Source organism: Phenylobacterium zucineum HLK1, from assembly GCF_000017265.1.
Classification (GTDB): domain Bacteria; phylum Pseudomonadota; class Alphaproteobacteria; order Caulobacterales; family Caulobacteraceae; genus Phenylobacterium; species Phenylobacterium zucineum.
Genome location: NC_011143.1, coordinates 107,178 through 128,366 on the forward strand (window position 1 = coordinate 107,178; position 21,189 = coordinate 128,366).

General features: G+C 68.6%; 26 protein-coding genes. 13 read left to right on the forward strand and 13 right to left on the reverse strand.

What is annotated here, in order from left to right:
- Nucleotides 1-69: 69 nt before the first annotated feature.
- The 5 genes from PHZ_RS20100 to PHZ_RS20115 all read right to left on the reverse strand — a co-directional run bounded on the left by PHZ_RS20100 (nucleotide 70) and on the right by PHZ_RS20115 (nucleotide 3,391).
- Nucleotides 70-570: a Dps family protein gene (locus tag PHZ_RS20100; protein WP_012520343.1), complete on the reverse strand. Its 501-nt coding sequence runs from the start codon at nucleotides 568-570 to the stop codon at nucleotides 70-72.
- Between the two features lie 59 nt (nucleotides 571-629).
- Nucleotides 630-758 carry a hypothetical protein gene (locus PHZ_RS23805; RefSeq protein WP_269079178.1) on the reverse strand — a complete coding sequence of 43 codons (129 nt, stop codon included), beginning with the start codon at nucleotides 756-758 and terminating at the stop codon, nucleotides 630-632.
- A gap of 134 nt (nucleotides 759-892) precedes the next feature.
- Nucleotides 893-1,879 carry a TerC/Alx family metal homeostasis membrane protein gene (locus tag PHZ_RS20105; RefSeq protein ID WP_012520344.1) on the reverse strand — a complete coding sequence of 329 codons (987 nt, stop codon included), beginning with the start codon at nucleotides 1,877-1,879 and terminating at the stop codon, nucleotides 893-895.
- The gene (locus PHZ_RS20110) at nucleotides 1,876-2,184 is read right to left on the reverse strand and encodes a hypothetical protein (RefSeq protein WP_049758485.1); all 309 of its coding nucleotides are present in this window, start codon (nucleotides 2,182-2,184) and stop codon (nucleotides 1,876-1,878) included. Before PHZ_RS20110 ends, PHZ_RS20105 begins: the two co-directional genes overlap by 4 nt.
- Nucleotides 2,185-2,311: 127 nt before the next feature.
- On the reverse strand, nucleotides 2,312-3,391 hold the full coding sequence (locus PHZ_RS20115; RefSeq protein ID WP_187149135.1) for a S1C family serine protease: 1,080 nt from the start codon (nucleotides 3,389-3,391) through the stop codon (nucleotides 2,312-2,314).
- Nucleotides 3,392-3,596: 205 nt separating this feature from the next.
- On the opposite strand from PHZ_RS20115, the gene PHZ_RS22280 reads away from it, so the two are divergent.
- The 7 genes from PHZ_RS22280 to PHZ_RS20155 all read left to right on the forward strand — a co-directional run bounded on the left by PHZ_RS22280 (nucleotide 3,597) and on the right by PHZ_RS20155 (nucleotide 11,305).
- On the forward strand, nucleotides 3,597-4,754 hold the full coding sequence (locus PHZ_RS22280) for a BON domain-containing protein (RefSeq protein ID WP_012520346.1): 1,158 nt from the start codon (nucleotides 3,597-3,599) through the stop codon (nucleotides 4,752-4,754).
- Between the two features lie 119 nt (nucleotides 4,755-4,873).
- Nucleotides 4,874-6,388, forward strand: a complete 1,515-nt coding sequence (locus PHZ_RS20130; RefSeq protein WP_012520347.1) for an ATPase domain-containing protein — start codon at nucleotides 4,874-4,876, stop codon at nucleotides 6,386-6,388.
- Nucleotides 6,378-8,435 carry a hybrid sensor histidine kinase/response regulator gene (locus PHZ_RS20135; protein WP_012520348.1) on the forward strand — a complete coding sequence of 686 codons (2,058 nt, stop codon included), beginning with the start codon at nucleotides 6,378-6,380 and terminating at the stop codon, nucleotides 8,433-8,435. Before PHZ_RS20130 ends, PHZ_RS20135 begins: the two co-directional genes overlap by 11 nt.
- Nucleotides 8,436-8,487: 52 nt before the next feature.
- Nucleotides 8,488-8,694, forward strand: coding sequence for a hypothetical protein (locus PHZ_RS20140; protein WP_041374488.1), 207 nt, complete (start codon nucleotides 8,488-8,490; stop codon nucleotides 8,692-8,694).
- Nucleotides 8,695-8,703: 9 nt separating this feature from the next.
- A complete protein-coding gene (locus tag PHZ_RS20145) occupies nucleotides 8,704-9,591 on the forward strand; it encodes an SMP-30/gluconolactonase/LRE family protein (RefSeq protein WP_012520349.1) in 888 nt (295 codons plus the stop codon).
- Between the two features lie 449 nt (nucleotides 9,592-10,040).
- Nucleotides 10,041-10,556, forward strand: a complete 516-nt coding sequence (locus PHZ_RS20150; protein ID WP_012520350.1) for an Hsp20/alpha crystallin family protein — start codon at nucleotides 10,041-10,043, stop codon at nucleotides 10,554-10,556.
- A gap of 14 nt (nucleotides 10,557-10,570) precedes the next feature.
- Nucleotides 10,571-11,305 carry a Rossmann-fold NAD(P)-binding domain-containing protein gene (locus PHZ_RS20155; protein WP_012520351.1) on the forward strand — a complete coding sequence of 245 codons (735 nt, stop codon included), beginning with the start codon at nucleotides 10,571-10,573 and terminating at the stop codon, nucleotides 11,303-11,305.
- 92 nt (nucleotides 11,306-11,397) lie between these two features.
- On the opposite strand, the gene PHZ_RS23810 is transcribed toward PHZ_RS20155, so the two are convergent.
- The 4 genes from PHZ_RS23810 to PHZ_RS20170 all read right to left on the reverse strand — a co-directional run bounded on the left by PHZ_RS23810 (nucleotide 11,398) and on the right by PHZ_RS20170 (nucleotide 14,863).
- A complete protein-coding gene (locus PHZ_RS23810) occupies nucleotides 11,398-11,529 on the reverse strand; it encodes a hypothetical protein (protein ID WP_269079179.1) in 132 nt (43 codons plus the stop codon).
- A gap of 39 nt (nucleotides 11,530-11,568) precedes the next feature.
- Nucleotides 11,569-12,324: a Bax inhibitor-1/YccA family protein gene (locus PHZ_RS20160; RefSeq protein WP_012520352.1), complete on the reverse strand. Its 756-nt coding sequence runs from the start codon at nucleotides 12,322-12,324 to the stop codon at nucleotides 11,569-11,571.
- A gap of 80 nt (nucleotides 12,325-12,404) precedes the next feature.
- Nucleotides 12,405-13,118: an acetoacetyl-CoA reductase gene (gene phbB, locus PHZ_RS20165; RefSeq protein ID WP_012520353.1), complete on the reverse strand. Its 714-nt coding sequence runs from the start codon at nucleotides 13,116-13,118 to the stop codon at nucleotides 12,405-12,407.
- A gap of 2 nt (nucleotides 13,119-13,120) precedes the next feature.
- Entirely contained in the window at nucleotides 13,121-14,863 is a 1,743-nt protein-coding gene (locus PHZ_RS20170) for a PHA/PHB synthase family protein (RefSeq protein WP_012520354.1), read from the reverse strand.
- Nucleotides 14,864-14,962: 99 nt separating this feature from the next.
- Between PHZ_RS20170 and PHZ_RS23290 the strand changes: the two genes are divergently transcribed.
- Complete coding sequence (locus PHZ_RS23290; protein ID WP_012520355.1) at nucleotides 14,963-15,475, forward strand: DedA family protein; 513 nt, start codon at nucleotides 14,963-14,965, stop codon at nucleotides 15,473-15,475.
- Between the two features lie 7 nt (nucleotides 15,476-15,482).
- Here PHZ_RS23290 and ligD read toward each other — a convergent pair whose 3' ends face one another.
- The 3 genes from ligD to PHZ_RS20185 are packed head-to-tail and all read right to left on the reverse strand — an operon-like array spanning nucleotide 15,483 to nucleotide 17,417.
- The gene (gene ligD, locus PHZ_RS20180; RefSeq protein WP_012520356.1) at nucleotides 15,483-16,484 is read right to left on the reverse strand and encodes a non-homologous end-joining DNA ligase; all 1,002 of its coding nucleotides are present in this window, start codon (nucleotides 16,482-16,484) and stop codon (nucleotides 15,483-15,485) included.
- On the reverse strand, nucleotides 16,481-16,636 hold the full coding sequence (locus PHZ_RS23295) for a hypothetical protein (protein WP_187149136.1): 156 nt from the start codon (nucleotides 16,634-16,636) through the stop codon (nucleotides 16,481-16,483). Before PHZ_RS23295 ends, ligD begins: the two co-directional genes overlap by 4 nt.
- A gap of 28 nt (nucleotides 16,637-16,664) precedes the next feature.
- Nucleotides 16,665-17,417, reverse strand: a complete 753-nt coding sequence (locus PHZ_RS20185; protein WP_012520357.1) for a Crp/Fnr family transcriptional regulator — start codon at nucleotides 17,415-17,417, stop codon at nucleotides 16,665-16,667.
- A 297-nt stretch (nucleotides 17,418-17,714) separates the two neighbouring features.
- On the opposite strand from PHZ_RS20185, the gene PHZ_RS20190 reads away from it, so the two are divergent.
- The 4 genes from PHZ_RS20190 to glk all read left to right on the forward strand — a co-directional run bounded on the left by PHZ_RS20190 (nucleotide 17,715) and on the right by glk (nucleotide 20,320).
- The gene (locus PHZ_RS20190; protein WP_012520358.1) at nucleotides 17,715-18,635 is read left to right on the forward strand and encodes a DnaJ C-terminal domain-containing protein; all 921 of its coding nucleotides are present in this window, start codon (nucleotides 17,715-17,717) and stop codon (nucleotides 18,633-18,635) included.
- Nucleotides 18,635-18,955 carry a chaperone modulator CbpM gene (locus PHZ_RS20195; protein WP_012520359.1) on the forward strand — a complete coding sequence of 107 codons (321 nt, stop codon included), beginning with the start codon at nucleotides 18,635-18,637 and terminating at the stop codon, nucleotides 18,953-18,955. Before PHZ_RS20190 ends, PHZ_RS20195 begins: the two co-directional genes overlap by 1 nt.
- A 189-nt stretch (nucleotides 18,956-19,144) precedes the next feature.
- On the forward strand, nucleotides 19,145-19,309 hold the full coding sequence (locus tag PHZ_RS23300) for a hypothetical protein (protein WP_187149137.1): 165 nt from the start codon (nucleotides 19,145-19,147) through the stop codon (nucleotides 19,307-19,309).
- Between the two features lie 42 nt (nucleotides 19,310-19,351).
- Nucleotides 19,352-20,320 carry a glucokinase gene (gene glk, locus PHZ_RS20205; protein WP_187149138.1) on the forward strand — a complete coding sequence of 323 codons (969 nt, stop codon included), beginning with the start codon at nucleotides 19,352-19,354 and terminating at the stop codon, nucleotides 20,318-20,320.
- On the opposite strand, the gene PHZ_RS20210 is transcribed toward glk, so the two are convergent.
- Nucleotides 20,290-20,844: a hypothetical protein gene (locus PHZ_RS20210; RefSeq protein ID WP_012520361.1), complete on the reverse strand. Its 555-nt coding sequence runs from the start codon at nucleotides 20,842-20,844 to the stop codon at nucleotides 20,290-20,292. The genes glk and PHZ_RS20210 overlap by 31 nt on opposite strands.
- A gap of 100 nt (nucleotides 20,845-20,944) precedes the next feature.
- Here PHZ_RS20210 and PHZ_RS20215 point away from each other — a divergent pair, with 100 nt between their 5' ends.
- Nucleotides 20,945-21,187, forward strand: a complete 243-nt coding sequence (locus tag PHZ_RS20215) for a helix-turn-helix domain-containing protein (protein ID WP_012520362.1) — start codon at nucleotides 20,945-20,947, stop codon at nucleotides 21,185-21,187.
- Nucleotides 21,188-21,189 lie beyond the last annotated feature (2 nt).

The following is a 21,189-nucleotide window of genomic DNA, read 5'->3' on the forward strand; positions in this document are numbered from 1 at the left end:
TGCCGGGCCCATGGCGGCGCCCGGCAATAGGCGATTTAGGGCGCGCGCACCGGCGCGCAACGCTGCAGATCAGTTGGGCGCGAGCGTCGCGCGCAGCATCCAGGCCTGCTTTTCGTGCGCGGCCAGCCGATCGTTCAGCAGGTCGACCGTCGCGGCGTCGCCCGCCGCCTCCGCCGCCTGGATCGCGGCCTTGACCGTGCCGCACACCTGCTCGTGGTCGCTCAGCAGGTCGCGCAGCATCTCCTGAGCGCTCCAGTGCGGATCACCGTCCTTCACTCCGGTCAGGTTCGCCATCGAGGCGTAGCCCTGGGGCGCAAGCGCCCCCAGCGCGCGGATCCGCTCGGCGATCTCGTCGAGGGAGGCCCAGAGCGACTTGTACTGTTCCTCGAACAGATGATGCAGCGCCGGGAACTGCGGTCCGCGGACGTTCCAATGGTAACCGTGGGTTTTCAGGTAGAGCGCGTGCGTGTCGGCGAGCAGCTTGCCGAGCGCAAGCGCGACCTGATTGGCGCCGGCCGCGGGCGCCGAAGCCGCCGGCGAACTCGTCTTGGGCGTCTCTTGAGTCAGCATGCTTGTCCTCCAAGATTGCCGCCGCGGCGGCCCTTAGTCGGCACCGCCGCGGCGTGCGGTTACGGGGTCATGAACCCGCCGGTCTGGCCCATCCGCTCCAGCGATCGGCCAAGCTCGCGGCCGAGCCGCCGCAGGGCCAGACGGACGCGGCGCCAGCCCGCGCGGGTCCATGGGTTCAGCTTTGCCATAGCCACATCCTCCGTGAGCACATGGGTATGGACGGCCCTGTCGGGCCTCGCGGCTCCCGCCGCTCAGAATCTGATCTAGGGCGCGGCGGGCCGCCCGCAATCGTCTACGAAGCCCCCCGCCGCAGATCCTCGCATCACTGGGCCAGCCGCTGCGACGCCGGCGCCGCCGCGTCCGGCTTGGCGCCCTTGCGGGTGCGCCAGAGCGAGTAGGATACCCCGCCGATCAGCACGCTCAGGGTGACCGCGAGCGAGATCATCGGGTCGATCTTCCCGAAGATGACGTTGTAGAAGATCTTCGCGCCGGCCAGGGCGAGCAGCAGGCCCATGGCGGCCTTGAGGTGCTCGAACCGGTTGATCACGTCGGCCAAGGCGAAATAGAGCGCCCGCAGGCCCAGAACCGCGAAGATGTTTGAGGTGTAGACCACATAGGGGTCAGTGGTGATCGCGAAGATCGCCGGCACGCTGTCGACGGCGAACATGACGTCGCTGAGTTCCACGAGCACCAGGGCGAGGAAGAGAGGGGTGGCGGTCCAGCGACCGGAGGCGCCGCGTACGAAGAAGCGGCTGCCCTGCAGCTCCGGCGTCACCGGCAGCCGTCGGAGCAGGATCTGGTATAGGGGGTTCTTCAGCGCCTCGGACGCATCGCTCCGCGGGCGGCTGAGGCGCCAGCCCGCGTAGAGCAGGAAGGCGCCGAAGACCGGCAGGATCCACGCGAACTCGTGCACGAGCGCCGCGCCCAGGCCGATCAGGAGCGCCCGCAGGACCAGCACGCTCAGGATGCCCCAGAAGAGCACGCGATGCTGAAGCGCCCGCGGCACCATCAGTGTCCCGAAGATGGCTGAGATGACGAAGACATTGTCGAGCGAAAGGCTCTTCTCCAGCACGTAGCCGCTGAAGAAGGCCGCGCCCGCGTCGGAGCCCAGCGTCGCCCAGGTCCAGGCGCCGAACACGACCGCCACCAGGATGTAGGCGCCGCTCAGCACGAGGCTCTCGTTGAGCGGGATCTCGCGGCTCTTGCGGTGCAGGACGCCCAGGTCGAAGGCGAGGAGGCCGACCACGACGGTCACGAAGATGGCCCATAGCCATAGCGGCTTGTCGAGGAATTCAGCGGTCCAGGTCATGTCAGCTTTCGCTTCCGCCGCGCGGACTCGTTGCGCACGTGCTTGCGCACGGCGCGGTAGTCGGCGGCCGCTTTGGGATCGAGGGGTTCAAGCGCCTCGAGCAGCGCATCGAGGTGCGCCACCGGGGCGAAATCGGTGAGATCGCGTGCATCGGCCCATTCCAGGCCCAGGGCGTCGTTGGCCCAGGCCAGCAGGATGACGCGCTTCTGATCGTCTCTCAGGCCGGGGTGCGAGACCACGTCGGCCGGGGTGTCGAAAACCGAGGCGGGATCGAGGAGCGCATCGGCGAAAGCCGCCGCGGCCATGGGGCGTGCGTCCCCTGCGCCCTGGGTTTGCGGTTGAGCGGCCATCGCGAGCCCTGTCGTCTCGTCACATCTCCTTCCTTTTTCGCGATGTAGAGCAGGGCGCCCCGCGCACAAGGCGCGCCGGGCGTCACCCGGCGAGGCGCTGCAGCAGGTCCTCGGGCGGTCGCGCGACGAGGGTGACGTCAAGGCTCAGGCGCTGGCCGCGGCGGAAGAGCTCGAGCGTGATCCGGTCTCCCGGACGCTTGCGGGTGACGGCGCGGGTGACCGTCTCAGCGTCCTCGGCGTCGCGCCCGTCGACCTTGAGGATGGCGTCGCCCGGCTTCAGGCCGGCGACCGCCGCGGGGCCGCCGGGCGTGACGCTGGCCACCAACGCACCCTTCGGCTCAGCCAGTCCCAGGGCTGCCGCCGCATCGGGGCTGATGTCCTGCAGCGCGGCGCCCATGTAGCCGCGCTCGATCGGCCGGCGCGCAATCAGCCGCTCGGCCACGGACCGCGCGGTCTCGGCCGGGATCGCGAACCCGATCCCCACATTGCCGCCGGACGGGGAGAGGATCGCGGTGTTGACGCCGACCAGCCGGCCCTCGGCGTCGAAGCTCGGACCGCCGGAGTTGCCGCGGTTGATCGGCGCGTCGATCTGAACGTAGTCGACGAAGGCGGAGCCCAGATCGCGCCCGTAAGCCGATACGATGCCGGCCGTCGCGGTGGCGCCGAGGCCGAAGGGGTTGCCGATGGCGATGACCCAGTCTCCGACCTTCGGCGATCCGGCGCGCTTCAGGTCCACATAGTTGAAGCGCCCGCCCGACACCTTCAGGACCGCCAGGTCCGTGGCCGGGTCACTGCCGATGAGCCGCGCGCGCAGGCGCCGTTCATTGTGCAGCACGACTTCGACGCGCTCGGCGCCCTCGACCACGTGGTGGTTGGTCAGCACGTACCCGTCGGCGCTGATGAAGAAGCCCGAGCCGGAGGACATCCGGCGCGTCGGGGGCACCAGCTCGGGTTGGAGAAAGGGGAGGTCCGGCAGCACCAGCATCGCCGGGGTGGGCGCGCCTTCGGCATAGATCGACACCACAGCCGGCGCGACCCGCTCGATGACGGGCGCGAAGGTGTCTGGGGCGCTGGCGCGAACGCCTGGAGCCGGGGCGGAGTTGACCCGGCCGCTTGCAGGCCAATGGCTCGCGATGAGCGCACCCAGGAGCGCTGCCGCCAACAAGGCGAGCGCCAGGCTGAGAATACGCCATGCCCGAGGTGACATGCTCCCGTCTCATGCTCTTCGGACGAACTGGGCGAGCCTGTGAGGCCCGCACCGGCGCTGCAAACGAACAAGGCGCAGGTTCGGTTTCTCGCATCTTCCGCCGGTTCTGGCCCGCCCTAAATCGCGCCCGTGAAACGGAACATGGATGCGAGGACAGACCATGATCTCGGATGTCGAATTGAAACGAAGGGCTGAGGCGGAGATCGCCGCGGCCCTCGGCGACGACGCCTGCGACCTGGCCGTCGCCGTCAAAGACGCGGTCGCCACCCTCAGCGGCTTCGTGAAGCGTTATTCGGACGCCTGCATCGCCGAGCATGCGGCGCGCAAGGCGGGCGTTCGCGGCATCGCCAATGAAATCGAAGTGCGCTTGCCGCTGGTCGATCGGCGGAGCGACCCGGAGATCGCCCGCGCGGCGCTGAAGGCGCTGGAGGCTGAGGACCTCGGCGTGGCTGAGCGGCTGTTCGTGCGCGTCAAGAACGGGGTCTTGACGCTGGAGGGAAGCACCGAGAGCGCGCCGCAGCGCGTCGCCGCCGAACGGGTCGTGCGCCGTCTGAAGGGTCTCAAGGGGCTCGTCAATCAGATCCGGGTCGAGCCGCCGAAGCCGGCTTCTGAGGCGCCGGCGCCCACGCCGCGCGCGCCTGAGGAGGCGCGCTCCTTCGCCGAGGCCTCCGATCCGGAGCCGGCGATCTCCGCCCTGCGGGTGCGGGAGGTCGTGGGCGTCGTCGACAGTCAGGAAGAACTCGATGCCTTGGTGAATGAGCTGACCACCCACGGCGTCGACCGCACCGACATCAGCCTCATGGGAACCTTCTCGGCGGTGTTCCACAAGCTGAAGAAGGTCTATCGCCGGCCCGACGAGGTCGCGGATCTTCCTGATGTCCCGCGCCGGTCGCTGGTGACGCGCGACGACGTCTTCGCCTCCACGGCCCTGGTGTTCGGCACCTTGCTGACCGTGGGCAGCTTTGGCGCCGCCCTGCCGGTCGTCGCCTCAGGCGGGGCCCTGGCTGCGGCGATCGCGGCCGCGGTCGGCGGCGGCGCGGCGGCCGGCGCGCTTGCGCGGATCATCCGCGACAAGGTGATCAACCCGCGGGACGCCGCGCGGCTGGAGGATGATCTGATGAGCGGCGGCCTTGTGGTGTTCGTCCGGGTCGACACCTCAGCCGAGGAAGCGAACGCGCTCAAGATCATGCGCGAGGTGGGCGCGGACAACGTGCATGTGCACGAAATCGACGTGGGCCGCCGGCGTGACGATCTTCCGCTGAGCGCGGTTCAGCCTCTGTTCGACGAGGCGCTTCCCCGCGCGGAAACAACGCGATAGCAAGCTTTGCTAAGGGCCGCGCCGCTGGCGCGGCCCGTTGGCCTGTGTTCTATAATGCACGGCGAAGTCAGCCGAAATCGATATCGGGGCGCCACCCGCACCCCGAAGGGGTGGGGGAAGTGGTGAGTACTGCGTCGCACGAGTTTGAAGACGAAGCGCCGGTTCCCTCCGGCATCGCGGGGCTGGACGAGATCCTGGTCGGCGGGTTCAGCCGGTCGAATGTCCATTTGGTCGAGGGCGCGCCCGGCACCGGCAAGACGACGCTCGGCCTCCAGTTCCTGCTTGACGGACGCGAGCGCGGCGAGCGCGGTCTCTATGTGACCCTCTCGGAGACCAAGCGCGAGCTGGCTCGATCCGCCCGGACGCACGGCTGGTCGCTCGACGGGATCGAGATCTTCGAGCTGGTGCCGCCCGAGCTGACGCTGGACCCCGAACAGGAACAGACCCTCGTCTACGCCTCGGACCTGGAGCTTGGCGAAACCGTCTCCATGGTCCGCAAGGAGGTCGAGCGGGTGAAGCCCGAACGCGTCGTGTTCGACAGCGTCTCGGAGATCCGCCTCCTGTCCCAGGGCTCGCTGCGCTACCGCCGTCAGGTCCTGGCCCTCAAGAACTTCCTCGCGCTGCAGAACTGCACGAGCCTCTTCCTGGACGACCTCACCCAGCAGGCGGAGGAGACCAGCCTGCACAGCATGGTGCACGGGGTCGTGCGGTTGCATCAGACCGCCCTCCAATTCGGGGGCGACCGGCGCCGGCTGCAAATCTCGAAGCTGCGCGGCCGCGAGTACAAGGGCGGCTTCCACGACTTCGCTATTCGCAAGGGCGGGCTTCAGGTCTTTCCGCGCCTGATCGCGGCCGAACATGAACGGGACTTCTCACCGACCGAGCCGGTGTCGAGCGGCATCGGCGAACTCGACGCCTTGCTGGGCGGGGGTCTGTCGCGCGGCACCAGCACCCTGATCATGGGACCCTCCGGGACGGGCAAGTCGTCCCTGACGCTGCAGGTCATCGATGCGGCCCTCAAGCGCGGCGAGAAGGTGCTGATCGTCTCCTTCGATGAGACGCGGCGTGTGCTGATGGCCCGGGCGGAGGGCCTGTCCATCGATCTCGGCGGGCCGGTCGCCTCGGGGCAGCTTGTTCTACGCCACATCGACCCGGCGGAACTCTCGCCCGGCGAGTTGATCGGGATGATCCGCCAGCACGTCGAAGCCGGCGCCCAGGTCGTCGCGCTGGACTCGCTGACGGGCTATCAGAACGCCATGCCGGAGGAGAGCTACCTCACCCTCCACATGCATGAACTGCTGAGTTATCTCGGTCAGCAGGGGGTGATGACCCTGCTGGTGCTGGCGCAGCACGGCTTGGTCGGGCCCATGCAAAGCAGCGTTGACCTCACCTACATCAGTGACACGGTGCTGCTGCTGCGGTTCTTCGAAGCCGGCGGCAAGATCCGCCGGGCCATGTCGGTGATGAAGAAGCGAACCGGACCGCACGAAGAGACGATCCGCGAGTTCCGCATCAGTTCGGACGGGCTGCGCGTGGGACCGGCGTTGGAGCAGTTCCATGGCGTGCTGACGGGGGTGCCGGCCTTCTCGGGGCCGCCCTCCACGCTCCTGGAGCCCAAGCCGGATGAGGCCTGATCCTATCCAGGATCCCCTGCTGGTCTTCTGTCCCATCGGCCGGGACGGAAAGGTCGGCGCGGAGCTGCTCCGTAAGGGCGGTCTGCCGGCGCGGGTGATTGACAGCTTCGATCCCCCCGGCGGCTATGCCGAGACCGGTGGATTGCTTGTCGCTGAGGAAGCCTTCGACCGGTCCGATCCGGAGCCGCTGTTCCGCTGGCTGAGGACCCAGCCGCCCTGGTCCGACTATCCCATCATCCTGCTGCGGAACCGCGAAAGCGGCGTCACCGCCCAGGTCGAGGCGCGCTTTGGACGTCTCGGCAACGTCACCATCCTCGAGCGGCCGCTGCACCTAACGACGTTGGTGAGCGCGGCGAGCACCGCCCTGCGCGCGCGCCTCCGGCAGCGCGAGGCCGAGGCCTATCTGCTCGAGCGCCTGCGGGCCGCCGAGGCGCTGCGGGAAACGGAGAGCCGGTTCCGCAGCCTTGCCGACAGCGCCCCAGCGCTGATCTGGACGTCAGATGCGGACGGCCGGGTCATCTACGCCAACCGGCGCCATTGGGAGGTGTTCGGAGAGCCGGCGGAGGGGTTCACCGGCACAGGTTGGCTGGCCCCGATCCTGGAGGAGGACCGGCCTGCGGTGGAGTCGGCCTGGCGCCAGGCTTGCCTGGCGCGCCAGACGCTCAACCTCGAATACCGTGTGCGGGACAAGGACGGCGAGCTGCGCTGGCTGCACTGCGAGGCCGCGCCGCGAGGCGGCCAGGGAGCTTATCTTGGCCATGTGGCCTCGGCCACCGATGTCACTGCCGTAAAGAGCGCCGCCGAACTGCTGGAGCGGCGGGTGGAGGAGCGCACGGCCGAGCTCGCTGTGGCCAACCGCCAGCTGCTCACCGAGATCGCCGAGCGCGAGAAGATGGAGGCGACGCTGCTGAAAATGCAGCGCCTCGAGGCCGTGGGCCAGCTCACCGCCGGCATTGCGCACGACTTCAACAATCTGCTGCAGGTGATCGTGGGCGGCCTGACCATGCTCGAGCGGGGCGGCGACCCCGCTCGGGCGCAGGCGCGGATCCAGATGATGCGGCAAGCCGCCGAGCGGGGCGCCACCCTCACCAAGCAGCTGTTGGCCTTCTCTCGCCGACAGAAGCTCGCGCCCCAGCCGGTCAACCTCAACGAGGCCCTGGAGAGCATGCGCGGCCTGTTGCAGGGCGCGATCGGCGGCAGCATGGCGCTCGAGCTGAAGCCCGGAAAGGCGCTCTGGCCGGCGCTGGTCGATCCCACGCAGATCGAGATGATCGTCCTGAACCTAGCCATCAACGCCCGGGACGCCATGGACGTGGGCGGACGACTGACCGTCCAGACCGGCAATGTCACCATCAGCGGAGCCCGCGTGCGACCCGAGGAGCCGGAGCCGGGGGACTATGTGATGGTGGCGGTCAGCGACACCGGATCGGGCATGCCGCCTGACGTCGTGGCCCGCGTTTTCGAGCCCTTCTTCACCACCAAGCCCGTGGGCAAGGGCTCGGGCCTGGGCCTGAGCCAGGTGCTGGGCTTCGCCAAACAATCCGGCGGCGGCGTCGCAATCGAGACGGAGCCGGGCCGGGGCACGACCGTGAAGGTCTACTTGCCGCGCGCGCCTTTTGCGCAGGCGGACGTCCAGAGCTCGCTGCTGGCCGATGGTCTGAAGGTGGCGGAAAAGGGCGGGACAGTGCTTGTCGTCGACGATGACGAACTCGTCCGCGAAACCACGAGCCAGATGCTCGGGCAGCTCGGCTATCGGGTGCTACAGGCGGGCAGCGGCGGCGCGGCGCTGGAGTTGCTGAGCGGACGCCGAAAGATCGACCTGCTCATCGTCGACTTCGCCATGCCCGGGATGAACGGCGTTGAACTCGCCAAGCTCGCGGCCGCCAAGCGGCCACGGCTTCCGATCCTGATGGCGACCGGGTTCGCCGATCACAGCGCGATCCAGCACCTCGCGGCCGACCAGCTCCTGACCAAGCCATTTTCCGAGGCGGAGCTCGCCCAACGGGTGCGCCGGGCCCTTGAGGATAACATCGGCGCCACAGTCTGAGGCCTGTCAGAAGACGTCTGCAACCGTTTGACGAGACGCGCATTCTGCGGTCATGAACCGCCGCTTTGTGATCGCCAAGCTTCGAGGAGCGCAGGACGTCTCTGGGATCATACTTCCGGAGACCACGGATCGCTCGCAGCTGCTGCAGCGCGGGGCTGAACTTCTCTCCCACCTGACAGCGTCGCGCGTGGGTCCGCAAGACGTGGAGCTGCTTCCCTATTTCCCGCCGGAACGCGACCAGATCCGCCTGGCCTCGTGAGACCCCGACATGAGGCCTGTCGCCGCCTTGGTCGCAGGCACGCCCCCCTGCGTCCTCGGCGAAGGCCCCTTCTGGGACGAAGCGGGCATGCGCCTCCTCTGGGTCGATATTGTCGCGCGGCGCGTCCACGCCTACGGCTTTCGCGATCAAGCTCTCACGACCTGGGACACCCCAAGCCTGGTCTCCGCGGCGATCCCGACGCAGGCGGGCGATTTGATGCTCGCCCTGCAGGACGGCCTCTATCGCTTTAGACCTGAGACGGGCGAGCTACGGTTGTTCTGTCGGCCCGACGCCGATCCTGGGAACCGCTCAAACGAGTGCCGCTGCGATCCCCAAGGGCGCCTGTGGCTGGGAACCATGCAGAACAACATCGCGCCCGACGCCTCGCCGCGCCCGGTGACCCGCTCCAGCGGCGGGCTGTTCGTTGTCGATGCGGATGGGCAATCCCGGCGGATGCTGTCGAACATCGGCGTCGCCAACACCCTTGCCTGGAGCCCGGACGGCGAGCGTCTCTATTTCGCCGACAGCCGGCGCAACCTGATCTGGAGATTCCGCTACCGGCCCGAGGGTCCGATGCTCCTGGACCAGGAGGTTTTCGTCGAGGGCGGTCCCGGCGTGCCGGACGGTTCGGCGATGGATACGGGAGGCTTCCTCTGGACCGCGCGTTGGGGCGCGGGGTGCGTCATGCGCTATGCGCCGGACGGTCGGATCGATCAGATCGTCCAGCTTCCCGTGCGCCAGCCGTCCAGCTGTGCGTTCGGCGGGCCGGATCGAAAGACGCTCTTCGTCACGACGGCGCGCCATGGACTGCAGGAGCCGGCGGGGCCGCACGAAGGCTGCCTCTTCAGTTTGGATGTCGCGGCGCCAGGTCTGCCGCAGCCGATCTTCCGGGGCTGAGCCCTAGGCGGGCCAGGCGCCGCGTGCGAGCCAACGGCGTGGAAGCCGGTTCTCTGGCTTGGCGGGGCGAACGAGGTCGAAGGCGACCACGGCCAGCAGGCGAAGGCAGTCGAGCGCGGTTCGGACGGACGTCGGCACGCGGGGATTCCTTCTATCTTCTCAGCCTCTCTCCGGCGTTCAGCAACGCGGCCAAGCACGGTCGGTTGCGCATCGAACCCCTTGTGCGGATTGGACTTTGACCTAGTTCATCCTTTGCCGCCCAGTGGCGGCCGAGGAGTTCGTCGGCCGGGGACCTGGCCGGCGCGCCGCACGTGGCGACGCGGCACGGTCCCGGTGTCATGGACAGCCGGTCAGGCGGGCGCCGGAGCTTGTAGTCCCCCAGCCGGCGGACGCCCGCCCCCCGCGCCGCGGACTCCTCGATCAGTGTCCCAACATGAAGGAGGCATGCGATGGATCGTAAGGATCTCGCCGCGCAAGGGACGAACGACCGAAGTCTCGCCCCTCTGTCGCGTCAGGATTGGCTCGCTCCCGCCTTCGGCGGCTTCGCGCCGCTCGTGGGCCTTCGCGAGCAGATGAACCGGCTCTTCGACTCGGTTTTCCGGGACCTCGCCACCCAGACGCCCGTCGCCAATTGGCCGAGCCTGGAGGTGCAGGAGAAGGATGGCGCTTACCGGATCAGCGCCGAGCTGCCAGGCCTCGACGAAAAGGACGTGGAGGTGTCGGTGCAGGATGGCGTGCTGACGATCCGGGGCGAGAAGAAGGCCGAGACGGAAGACAAGGAGCGGCAGTACAGCGAGCGCTACTATGGCCGCTTCGAGCGTCGGCTGACCCTGGGCGAGCTCGACGAGGAGAAGATCACCGCCAGCTTCGACAATGGCGTGCTGACCATCACGGCGCCGAAATCGCCGAAAGCCGACGCCCAGGCTAAGCGGATCCCGATCAGCACGGGCCAGACAGTCCACTGATCGGGCGAGGCGCAATGCGCTTCGCAATGGCCCCGGGAGGGAGGTTCTCGCCAGTTCCGCCCCTCCCGGGGCTTCTGTTTGCCGTCAAGACTTGGGCGCGGTCGCAGGAGAAGGCTGCCGCCCTGGCCGCCGCCGGCGCCGCCGTCCATTTCGGATCGCTCGAAGACCTGGACTGGCTCCAAGAGGGCGCGGCCGGCGCCGACGGCGTCATCCCTCGCCTTCAACCACGATTTCTCGACGTTTGTGGCCAATTGCGGGAAGACCGGCGGGTCACCGGGGCGCTCAGCGTCGCGCTCGTCGGCTCTGCCCGTCCTCTAATCGTCACCTCCGGAACCTGGATGGTCAACACCGCGCCGGGCGCCCTGGCCACGGAAGACGGCGCGGTCGTGAGCTCGGGCGTGAACCCACGCGCTGCGTCTGAAGAGGCGGCCGCCGCGGTGCTGGCGGAGGACGTAGCCCGCCTCTACAGGTTGGCGATCGAGAGGGGGGAGCCGGGCGCCAAGTATCACGCGGTCGCCGAGCAGGGCGTGGCGTTCAAAGACATGGCGCAAGCGATCGGCCATCGGTTGAACATTCCGGTCCGGTCCATCGCTGCGGAGGACGCCGAAGCTCATTTCGGCTGGCTCGCCAGCTCTGCGCGCCTTGATGCGCCCGCCTCCAGCGAACAGACACGCAAGATGCTGCCCTGGCGGCCGACCGGGCCGGGGATGATCACCGACCTCGAAGCGTTGCAGATCGCGGACGCCTGAGGCTGCGGCGTCCGACCGTAGGACCGCCTTCGTCCAACGCCGTGCGCCGTTTCCGGCAAGGTCAGCTTCACAAAGAATGAGGGCGCCTGAGATCAGGCGCCCATGAAGATGGCTCCGATCACGTAGCCTATGGCGGCGATGAGGACGGCGATCGCGCTGTAGGCGAGGAATTCCTCCTCCTTCGACATGCCGGTCGGCGCCGCGCGGGTCTTGGCTTCAGCCATCTGGTTTCACCTCCTTTCCATCAGTGTTGCTGGCGCGCCTCAATCCCGCCGCTGTCCGAACAAGGACAGCAGGAATTGGAAGAGGTTGATGAAGTTGATGTAGAGGCTGAGCGCGCCATAGCTGGTGGCGACCCCGCGCGCGGACGCGTCGCCGCCCAGCTCGTAATAGGTCAGCTTCAGGCGCTGGGTGTCGTAGGCGATCAGGCCCGCGAACACGAAAACGCCGATCACGCTGACCGCGAACTGCACCGCTTCAGAGCGCAGGAAGATGTTCACCAGCGAAGCGATGACCAGACCGATCACGCCCACGATCAGGAAGGATCCGAAGCCGCTCAGGTCCTTCTTCGTCGTATAGCCGAAGAGGCTCAAGCCGCCGAAGGCGGTCGCGGTGATCAGGAACGTGGAGGCGATCGACGTGCCGGTGTACATCAGGCCAACGACGCCGAAGGAGGCGCCGATCAGGGCCACAATCGTCCAGTAGAGGGCGCTGGCCGCGCCGCTGGTCGGATTCTTCATCGCGAAGCCCGACACGAGCATGATGCCGAGCGGCGCGAAGGCGACGATCCAGCCCAGCGGCGTCATGCCGGCGAGCCGTCCGTCGGCGTTCACCATAAACATCAGGTCGCGGATCGGCGGAACGCTCGAGGTGAGAAAGGCGAGGGCGGCCGAGACGACCAGACCAAGAGCCACCTTGTTGTAGACACCGATCATGAAGGATCGCAGACCCGCGTCGACGGCCATGTCGCCGCGCTGCGCAGGTATTGATCCGTAGTGGCTTCGATAGAAGTCGCTCATTGCTGAAGGTCTCCTAGGACAGGTATCTGCCTCCAGCTTCTTCAATCTAGGACGCCGCAGGCACGACACAAGATCACGCGTCAGGCCATGTAATGGCCGCCGTTGACGTTCAGGGTCTCGCCGGTGATGAACCCGGCTTCGTCCGCCGCAAGGAAGGCCACGCAGCGGGCGATCTCCTCAGGCCGCGCCAGGCGACCGACGGGGATCTCGGCGATGATGCGCTGAAGCACCTCCGGCGGCACGGCGGCGACCATCTCGGTGTCGGTGTACCCGGGCGACACCGCGTTGACGGTCACACCCTTGCGCGCACATTCGAGGGCCAAGGCCTTGGTGAAGCCGATTACGCCGGCCTTGGCGGCCGCGTAGTTGGTCTGGCCGACTTGACCCTTCTGGCCGTTCACCGACGCGACGTTGACGATGCGGCCAAAGCCGCGCTCGCGCATGCCCGCGACGACGAGCCGGCTCACGTTGTAGAGGCCCGTGAGGTCGACCGCCAGGACCGCGTCCCAGGCTTCCGGCGCCATCTTGTGCAGCATGGCGTCGTGCGTGACGCCGGCGTTGTTCACGAGGATGTCGATCGGTCCCAACTCGGCTTCGACGCGATCGATCGCGCGGGCGCAGGCGTCCCGGTCGGTGACGTCACACTCTATCAGGGGCATCGCCAGATCGGGTCTCGGCTCATGGCTGCGCCTCAGGTTGAGCCCCGCCACCCGTCGGCCCTCGGCGGCCAGTCGCTCGCAGACCGCTCGTCCGATGCCGCGCGCGGCTCCGGTCACAAGCGCGACGCGGCCCATGGTCACCGCTCCCTCACGTAACGGCCGGGGGCGGGCTCAACGACGCTCAGCTCTCCGAAGGCTCGCGCGGCCGGCGCCGCCCGCTCGGCCGGCCCGGAGCGATCCGCAAGCCAGTCCGTCCAGGCCGGCCACCAAGAGCCGTCCTGGCGCGGCGCGGCCTCAACCGCCTCTGGCGGGACATAGGGCGCGCCGGCCGCGGCCGTGGTCTTGCGATACCAGGCCTTGGGCTTGCCGGGCGGACTGACGACGCTGGTGTTGTGCCCGCCGCCGGTCAGCAGGAAGGTCCGTTCGCCGGGCGCGTAGAGTTCGATCCGCTGCACGGATCGCCACGGGGCGATGTGGTCGAGCTCCGCTCCCAGCACGAACAGCGGCGCCCGGATGTCCTTCAAGCTCGCCGGCGCGCCGTCCGCATCGATGCCGCCCCGGGCGAGGCGGTTCTCGAGGTAGCAGCCGCGCAGGTACTCGACGTGCATGCGCGCCGGCATACGCGTGGTGTCCGCCAACCACGCGCCGAGCGGATCGACCGCGGGCGCCTCGCCCTTGAGGTAGCGCGTGACCAGCCGAGGCCAGAGCATGTCGTTGGGTCGCAGGGCGTAAAAGGAGGCGGCCATCTGCCAGCCTTCCAGGACGCCCTGGGCCGAGAGCAGCGCTTCCAGCGCGTCCACGTCGGCCGCCGTCAGGAGCTTGCGGTAGTCGCCGGCGTCTTCGAAATCCGTCTGCGCCGCGAGCAGGCTTATGGATGCAAGGCCATTTTCGCCATCCCGGCCTTGCCGGGCGGCCTCGAGCGCCAGCAGGGTGCCGCCTAGGCAGTAGCCCACCGCGTGCGCGCGTGCGCCGCAGATCGAGCGGACGAGGTCCAGGGCGGTCGCCACCCCCTCCCGCCGATAGTCGTCGAGCGAGAGGTCTCGGTGCTCAGGCCCAGGGTTGCGCCACGAAATGGCGAACACCGAAAATCCAGCCTCCACCAGATGCCGGACCAGCGACGTCTCGGGCGTGAGGTCCAGGATGTAGAACTTCATGATCCAGGCCGGCACGAGCAGCACCGGCTCGGGCCGGACCTTTGGCGTCGTCGGATCGTACTGGATGAGCTCCATGAGGCGATTGCGGTAGACGACTTTCCCGCGGGTGGCGGCGAGGTCCTCGCCCACCGTCAGCGCATCTTCGCCAGACAGAGGCCTGCCGGCGGCTGCGCGCGCGAGGTCGCGCGCCCACAGGGCCGCGCCTTCGAGCAGGCTCCGGCCACCGGACTTGGCCGCCGCGGCCAGGACCTCCGGGTTGGTGGCCGGCCAGTTGCTCGGGGAGAGCGCGCCGAGGCTGAGCCGCCCCAGCAGCTCCAGACGGCGGCGATCCGGCTCGGCGAGGCCCGGCAACGGCCCGCAGGCGGTGCGCCACAGCTTCTCCGCAAAAAGCTGCGCCTGAGCCAGATGGGCGTAAGGCGGCAGCTCCCATTCCTGAGCCGCGAAGCGCTTGTCGTCCCGGTTCGGCTTGATCGACCAGTCCGCACGTGCAGGGCCCGAGGCCGCAAGAGCCGCCAGCCCGCGACCGAAGTCTGCAGCAAGCGCCGCCAGCCTTTCAGGATGACGGACGAGCTGGTTCGCCCAGCTTGCCGCCGCCGTGAGGTTCGGGGCCGGATCGAGACCCGCGGTGGCGCGGGCCATCGCCTGGCGCAAAAGGGCGTCGGCGCTGGGCGAATAGGGAACGGCCGCCGTCTCGCCGGCCGTCCGGGGCGTCGCATCGAAAGCCAAGGTCACCTCCTTTCGCAAGTGCGAAATGGTTCAGGCGGCGGACGGGTCAAGGGTCTGGATTGCGCGTCCGGACGCCCTAGCTCTGCGGCGGAGATCGCTATGCAGGACGCGCTCATCCGCATCGAAGAGTGGCTGCAGACGGGGGTGGCCTGGGCGGGGCCCGCACTCGCCGCGGCGGCGCTGCTGGAGTCGCTCGTGGTGGTCGGGGCGATTGTCCCGGCGACCCCCGTGCTCGTCGCCTTGGGCGGCGTGATGGCGGCTGGGCACGCGCCGCCGAGCTTGCTCGCCTGGGCGGCCGCGGGGGCCTTCCTCGGCAATTGGACGTCCTACGAACTCGGCGCCGCAGCCCGGCGGCGAAACCTGCGGCTGCCCAGCCGCCTCGGCGAGCAGGTCGGCCAAGTCAGCGAGGCGCTGTTCGCGCGCTATGGCCCGGTCGCCATCATCGTTGGCCGCTTCCTTGGCCCCGCTGCGGCGGTGGCGCCGTTCGCCGCCGGCTGGAGCGCGATGCGGCGCTCCCAGTTCCTGCTGGCCGACCTTGTAACTTGCCTCCTCTGGCCCTCGGTCATGGCCGGTGTCGGCTATCTCGGCGTCGAAGCTGTATTGGCCCTCTAGGCGCAGCTCAGTCTGGGGTCGGTCGCTCGGCCATGACCTCGCGCGGCCGCTTGTCATTGCGCAGGCCCTTGAAGCTGGCCTGCCGGATGCGCCCGGCTCCGGTCCATTCGGCGAAGTCGATGTTGGCCACCAGTTCCGGCCGGACCCAATGGATGTCGATCCCGGCCTTTGGAGCATCGCCCGTGTCAAAGGGGCAGTGATCGGTCTCGAGCGACCGAAGGCGCGGAACGAGATCGCGCAGCACCTCTTGCGGATAGCCGGTATGCACCCGCCCGACATACCGAAGACGTCCCTCGTCATAGACGCCCGCCAGCAACGAGCGGAACTTCTCGCCGCCCGTTGTGGCCCACCCGCCGATCACCACTTCCTGCGAGGGTCGCCACTTGGCCTTGCGCCAGCTGTCATTGCGCTCACCCGGGCGATAGGGCGCGTCGAGACGCTTAGACACAACTCCCTCCAGATTGCGGGACTTGGCCCAGGCCAGAGGATCCTGCGCATCGGCCAGAGGCGCGGCCCGCACCGCCGCGCTTGCAGGCAGCTTGGCGAGCAGCTCGCCCAACCGTTGCCGACGCAGGGACAGCGGCTGTTCGAGCAGGGAGGCAGGTCCAAGGTGGAGGATGTCGAAGGCGAAGAAGACGATCGGCTCTTGCGCCGCGCCGCGTTGGCGCGCGCCGAGACGGCTTCGGAGCAGCGAGAAATCCGGACGGCCGTCGGGCGCCAGCGCGCAGAGCTCGCCGTCCAGGATGCAGTCGGGCAGATGGGGCAGGTGGACGAGATCCGGCAGCAGCGCCGAGCGGTCGGCCCCGCTTCGGCTGCGCCAGGTGACGCGCTCGGCGGCCACGCGCGCCTGGAAGCGGTCGCCGTCGAGCTTGAGTTCGTGCAACCACTCCGACCCCGACGGCGGCTGCGCGACGAGCCGCGGGTGCTGGAAGGGGATGAAGAGCGGCGGCGCCCCGGCGCTGCGCAAAGCCGGCGCGTCGTCGCAAGTTGGCGAGTCGTGCGCCGTCATGCGTCGAGGGCGCGGTACGCCTCCTCCGCCAGCACGATGAGCTCTTCGAGAGGCAGCTCTTGCGGCGGGTCGGCCGGCCGTTCGGGGATCGCACCGATGGGCGCCTCAAAAGTCTTCAGGACTTCGATTTCAGGTCTTTCGATCTCCGGCATGGTCTGGTCTCAAATCGCTGTCTGCGCCTCAAAATATAGGGCGCGTCCCGGCTTCGGCAGGCCGATTTGCAGACTGCGCCGGCGGGCGGGGCCGACGCGGCGGCAGCAGAAGCAGCTTGCGACCAGACCTTGCCAGCCGCCCAGCGGCGCAGAGCTTGCGCACCTCCCGGCTGGTCGTCTCCGGCGTCAGGCCGAGAAAGTCGCTGAGTTCGATCTGGCTGAGGGGGAGGGGACAGGGTGCCTCGTCCGCCGCCAACCGCGCCGAGAAGGCTTCCATGCAGGCCGCGATACGCTCGGCCGCCGGCAGACTGCGAATGCAGAGCACGTGCTGGGCGAACGCCCGGTAATGGCCAAGGCAGCGCTGGGTGACCTGCATCAGCGCGCCGGCGTTCCCCCTCGTGGATCTCACAAAGGCGGCGGCCGAGTAGGCGGTGAGCTCGAGGTCCGTGCTCGCTTCAGCCGTGCAGTCGCGGGCGTCTAGGGCGAACCCGAAGAGATCGCCGGGGAAGCAGAAGCCAACGATCTGCCGGCGACCGTCGCTGGCGTAGAGCAGCAGGCGAACGCAGCCGGCTTCCACCCGATAGAAGGTCGTGGCCGGCTCGCCCTCCTGATAGATGGTCTGGCCCCGCCGACGCCGAACGCGCCAGCGGACCAGGTCCCGCGGCTCGTCCTTCAGCGGGTCCGGGGCGAACGTGCGCGGTTCGGGCCAAGCCTCAACAAACGCCAAACCGGCTCCGGCCCAATCGCCGGAAGGCGTCGGCGCTGCGGCCGTCGAGCCCATTATTGGAACGCCTCCCTCCGCGGTATCCGGGAAGAGGACGACCGCCCGACCCGTGCACTATATTGCAACGCCCGGAGAGGTCCGGTCGTTCCTCACACCGGCACGCAGCGGCGGAATTGCGCCGGGTTCCAACGCCGACCGCCGAGGGAGCCGAGCATCCGTTCCAAGCAATTGGGGCGAAGCGGCCCACGGCTTCTCACCATTCGGTCCGGGCCAACGGTCGCACTCTGGCGCGAACGCCGTCCCGCTCTATGTCTGGACTCCGCGCCCGTTTGATTTGGCTTCAGGGGATGGGACTTGGTTGAGGATCCTTACAAGGTCCTGGGCCTGAACCGACAGGCTTCCCAGGACGACATTCAGAAGGCCTACCGCAAGCTGGCCAAGAAGCATCACCCGGACCTCAATCCGGGTGACCGGTCGGCCGAAGAGAAGTTCAAGCAGGTCTCTCAGGCGTACGACCTGCTGGGCGATGAGGAGAAGCGCCGCCGGTTCGACCGCGGCGAGATCGACGCCCAGGGAATGGAGCGGCCGCAGCAGCGGTTCTATCGCGAGTACGCCGACGCCGGCGCCGACCACCCCTACGCCAGCCGCGCCGGGTTCGAAGACTTCGCCGACGCCGACAGCATCTTCTCGCAGTTTTTTACCGGAGGCCGCGGCGGCGATCGGTTCCGCAATGTCCGGATGCGGGGCGGCGACGTCCGCTATCACCTGCGGGTGGATTTCCTGGATGCCGTGCGCGGCGCGCGCCGGACGCTGACCCTCCCCGACGGGTCTTCTCTGGACATCGAGATCCCCGCGGGGGTGGAAGACGGCCAGATGCTGCGTGTTCGCGGCAAGGGCTCACCGGGACTGAACGGCGGCGAGGCCGGGGACGCGCTTATCGAGCTGGAGATCGCCGATCATCCTGTGTTCCGGCGCGAAGGCCAGGACATTCACGTCGACCTCCCCATCACGATCGACGAGGCGGTGCTCGGCGGCAAGGTGGAGGTGCCGACGCCGACTGGGACGGTGACCATGACGGTGCCGGCCGGCGCCAGCAGCGGCCGCACGCTCCGCCTGCGCGGCAAAGGCGTGCAGGGGCGCACCAAGGGGGACGAGCTGGTCCATCTCAGCATCGTGCTGCCGGAACGCGTCGATCCGGAACTCGAGAACTTCATGCGTCGGTGGCGTGAACAGCATCGCTACGACCCGCGCCGTCCGATGAAGGGAGCGGCCTGATGTTGTGCGAAACGGATGTGGTGGGCCTGGTCCAGGGTCTGAGCCGGCGTCGGCTCCGGCAGTGGGTGCAGTCTGGCTGGGTCCTTCCGGCCCAGAGCGAGCGGGGCGCAAGCTTCAGCGAGATCGACGTCGCCCGCGCGCGTCTCATCCTGCACCTCCAGCGAGACATGAAGATCGGACCGGACGCCGTGCCCCTCGTGCTGTCGCTGATGGACCAGGTCTACGGGCTGAGGCAGGAGCTCCGGCGCCTGGCCCGGGCCGTCGAGGCACAGCCGGACACGGTCAAGCAAGCGATCCTGCGCTCTGCAGGGGGCGGGTGATCCGCGCGCTAGAACGATGGGATCCGCTCCCCTGCACTTGATCGACGTCAAGTCGAGCACCGCAGCGCCGGGCAGGGTCGGCGTGAAGGAGTAAATGCGATGTCAGCTTATCAAGTCGCGACCAGGCAGGCGTATGACGGCGGCGAGGCGCCGACGGAGTCCGTTGGGCATCTGCAAGAGGCCGGAGGCGTGACGCTGTTCGAAGTGGCTCCTGAGGGCCGGTCGTGGCTGATCAAGCACAATCGCGGCGGGCTCGGGCGTGTGGGCGACAAGGCCGAGGCGATCCAGATCGCCGGCGGTCTGGCCGCCTGGTGCAAGGCCCAAGGGAGGCTGGTGAGCTTCCAGCCGGAGTAGGTGACGGCGGCTCGACCCCAGAGCGAGTTGTGGTCAGGCCTGGTGGCCGATCTCGGCGGCACGAACACCCGCTTCGCGCTGGTCGATCGGCGCGGTCGTCTTCAGGCGTCGAAGACCTATCCGGCGGCCGCGTTCCACTCGGTCGATGAAGGCTTGGCCAGGTACCTCCGCGACGTCGCGCCCGGCGCAGCCCCGCCCGCAGCGGTGCTGGCGATCGCAGGCCAGGTGACCGACGGTCGCGCGCGCTTCTCCAACCTGCCTTGGACGGCGGACGCCGCCGCGCTTCGCGCGGCGTTCTCCTTCCGCGCGGTCGAACTCATTAACGACTTCGTGGCTCAAGCCCTGGCGGCGCCGCGCCTTGCGCCGGAGCACCTGCGGCCACTTGGGAGGCCGAGCAAGGCGCAACCCGGCGTGATCGCGGTCATCGGCGCCGGCACCGGCTTTGGGGCGGCGGGGCTCGCGCCTGGACCGGCTGGCGAGACGCCGATCGCTTCAGAAGCCGGCCACGCCGGCTTCGCGCCCGCGGACGAATTCGAGCTGCGGCTGTGGGAGCGACTGAAGAGGCGTTTCGGCCGCGTCTCGATCGAGCGCGTGCTGTCGGGCCGCGGGCTCGTCGCGATCTATGAGGCCGTCCGGGACCAGGGGGCGATCACTCAGCCTGCCGAGGTCGTCGCGGCTGCAAGGCAGGGCGAGAACGAAGCGCAGCAGGCGCTTTCGCGGTTCGTGACGATCTACGGCCGCGTCGCCGGCGACCTTGCCCTCACCTTCGGGACTCGGGCCGGCGTCTACATTTCCGGCGGAATCGCGCCGAAGATCCTCGACTGGCTGGAGAGGCCCGCCTTCCGTGAAGCGTTCGAGGACAAAGGGCGGTTAAGCGGCTTCGTCCGATCCGTGCCCACCTTCGCGGTGACCCACCCGGACCCGGGCCTGCTAGGCGCCGCACGGCGGCTCACGGAGCTCCTAGAGGCATCGGCCGCGGCTCAGGACGGCTGCGCCGAAGCGCACTCATAACCTCGGGGCCCGCCAGCGGCGATCAAGGCCTGCAGGTCCCGCCTCACACCACAGACGATCGCGTGCGCCTCGCGGTTTTCGTCGGGGGGGACGAGCCGCTCGACGACCGCCAGTCGGTCCGCGAGTTCAGGCAGCTCACGCGCGCCGTCTGCGGGTAGTCTGTCGAGCAGCGCCTCCCGCTGTTCGAAGAGGAGGTCCAGGCAGCCCTCGATGTCGCGCAGCTCTCGCGCCCACGGCAGCGCGCGTTGCTCCGGGGCCGACAGCTCACACCAGTTGTGGTTTTGAATGAGCCAGCTCTCGAGCTTCGCCCAACGCGTTTGCAGCCGCTCGATGCGGCTGTCGATCGCCAGCCAGCTGCGGAAGAGCTGGCCTGGCCCCGGCCCAGGCGATCCGGCCGCCGGCGGGTCCAGGACCGCCGTGGCTGCGGGGACGGGCAATGCGACGGCGGACGCCCCGGCGAGAAGCGACCGGCGCGAGACCGCGTGCGCAGATGCGCCGCCGCCCGCCTGAGGACGTGAGCCCATGATTGAACCTGCTCATCACAAGAGATCAGTTTATGATCATGGCCTGGCGACGCCGCTGTCAAATTAAAATGCACATAGACGATTACATTCTGATCACGACATGTTGACGGCGGCGCAGATTCGCGCGGCGCGGGCCCTCATCGGCTGGAGCCAGCCAGACCTGGCCAGGGCCTCGGGGCTGTCGCTGCCGACCATCGTGCGGATGGAGGGCCGACCGGGTCCGGGCCGCAGCGCCGCCGCCAATGTGGAGGCCGTGCGATCCGCCCTCGCTGCGGCCGGCGTCGTCTTTATCGCCGCGGAAGACGGCGCCGGCCCAGGCGTCCGTTTGAAGGCGGACGAATAGCG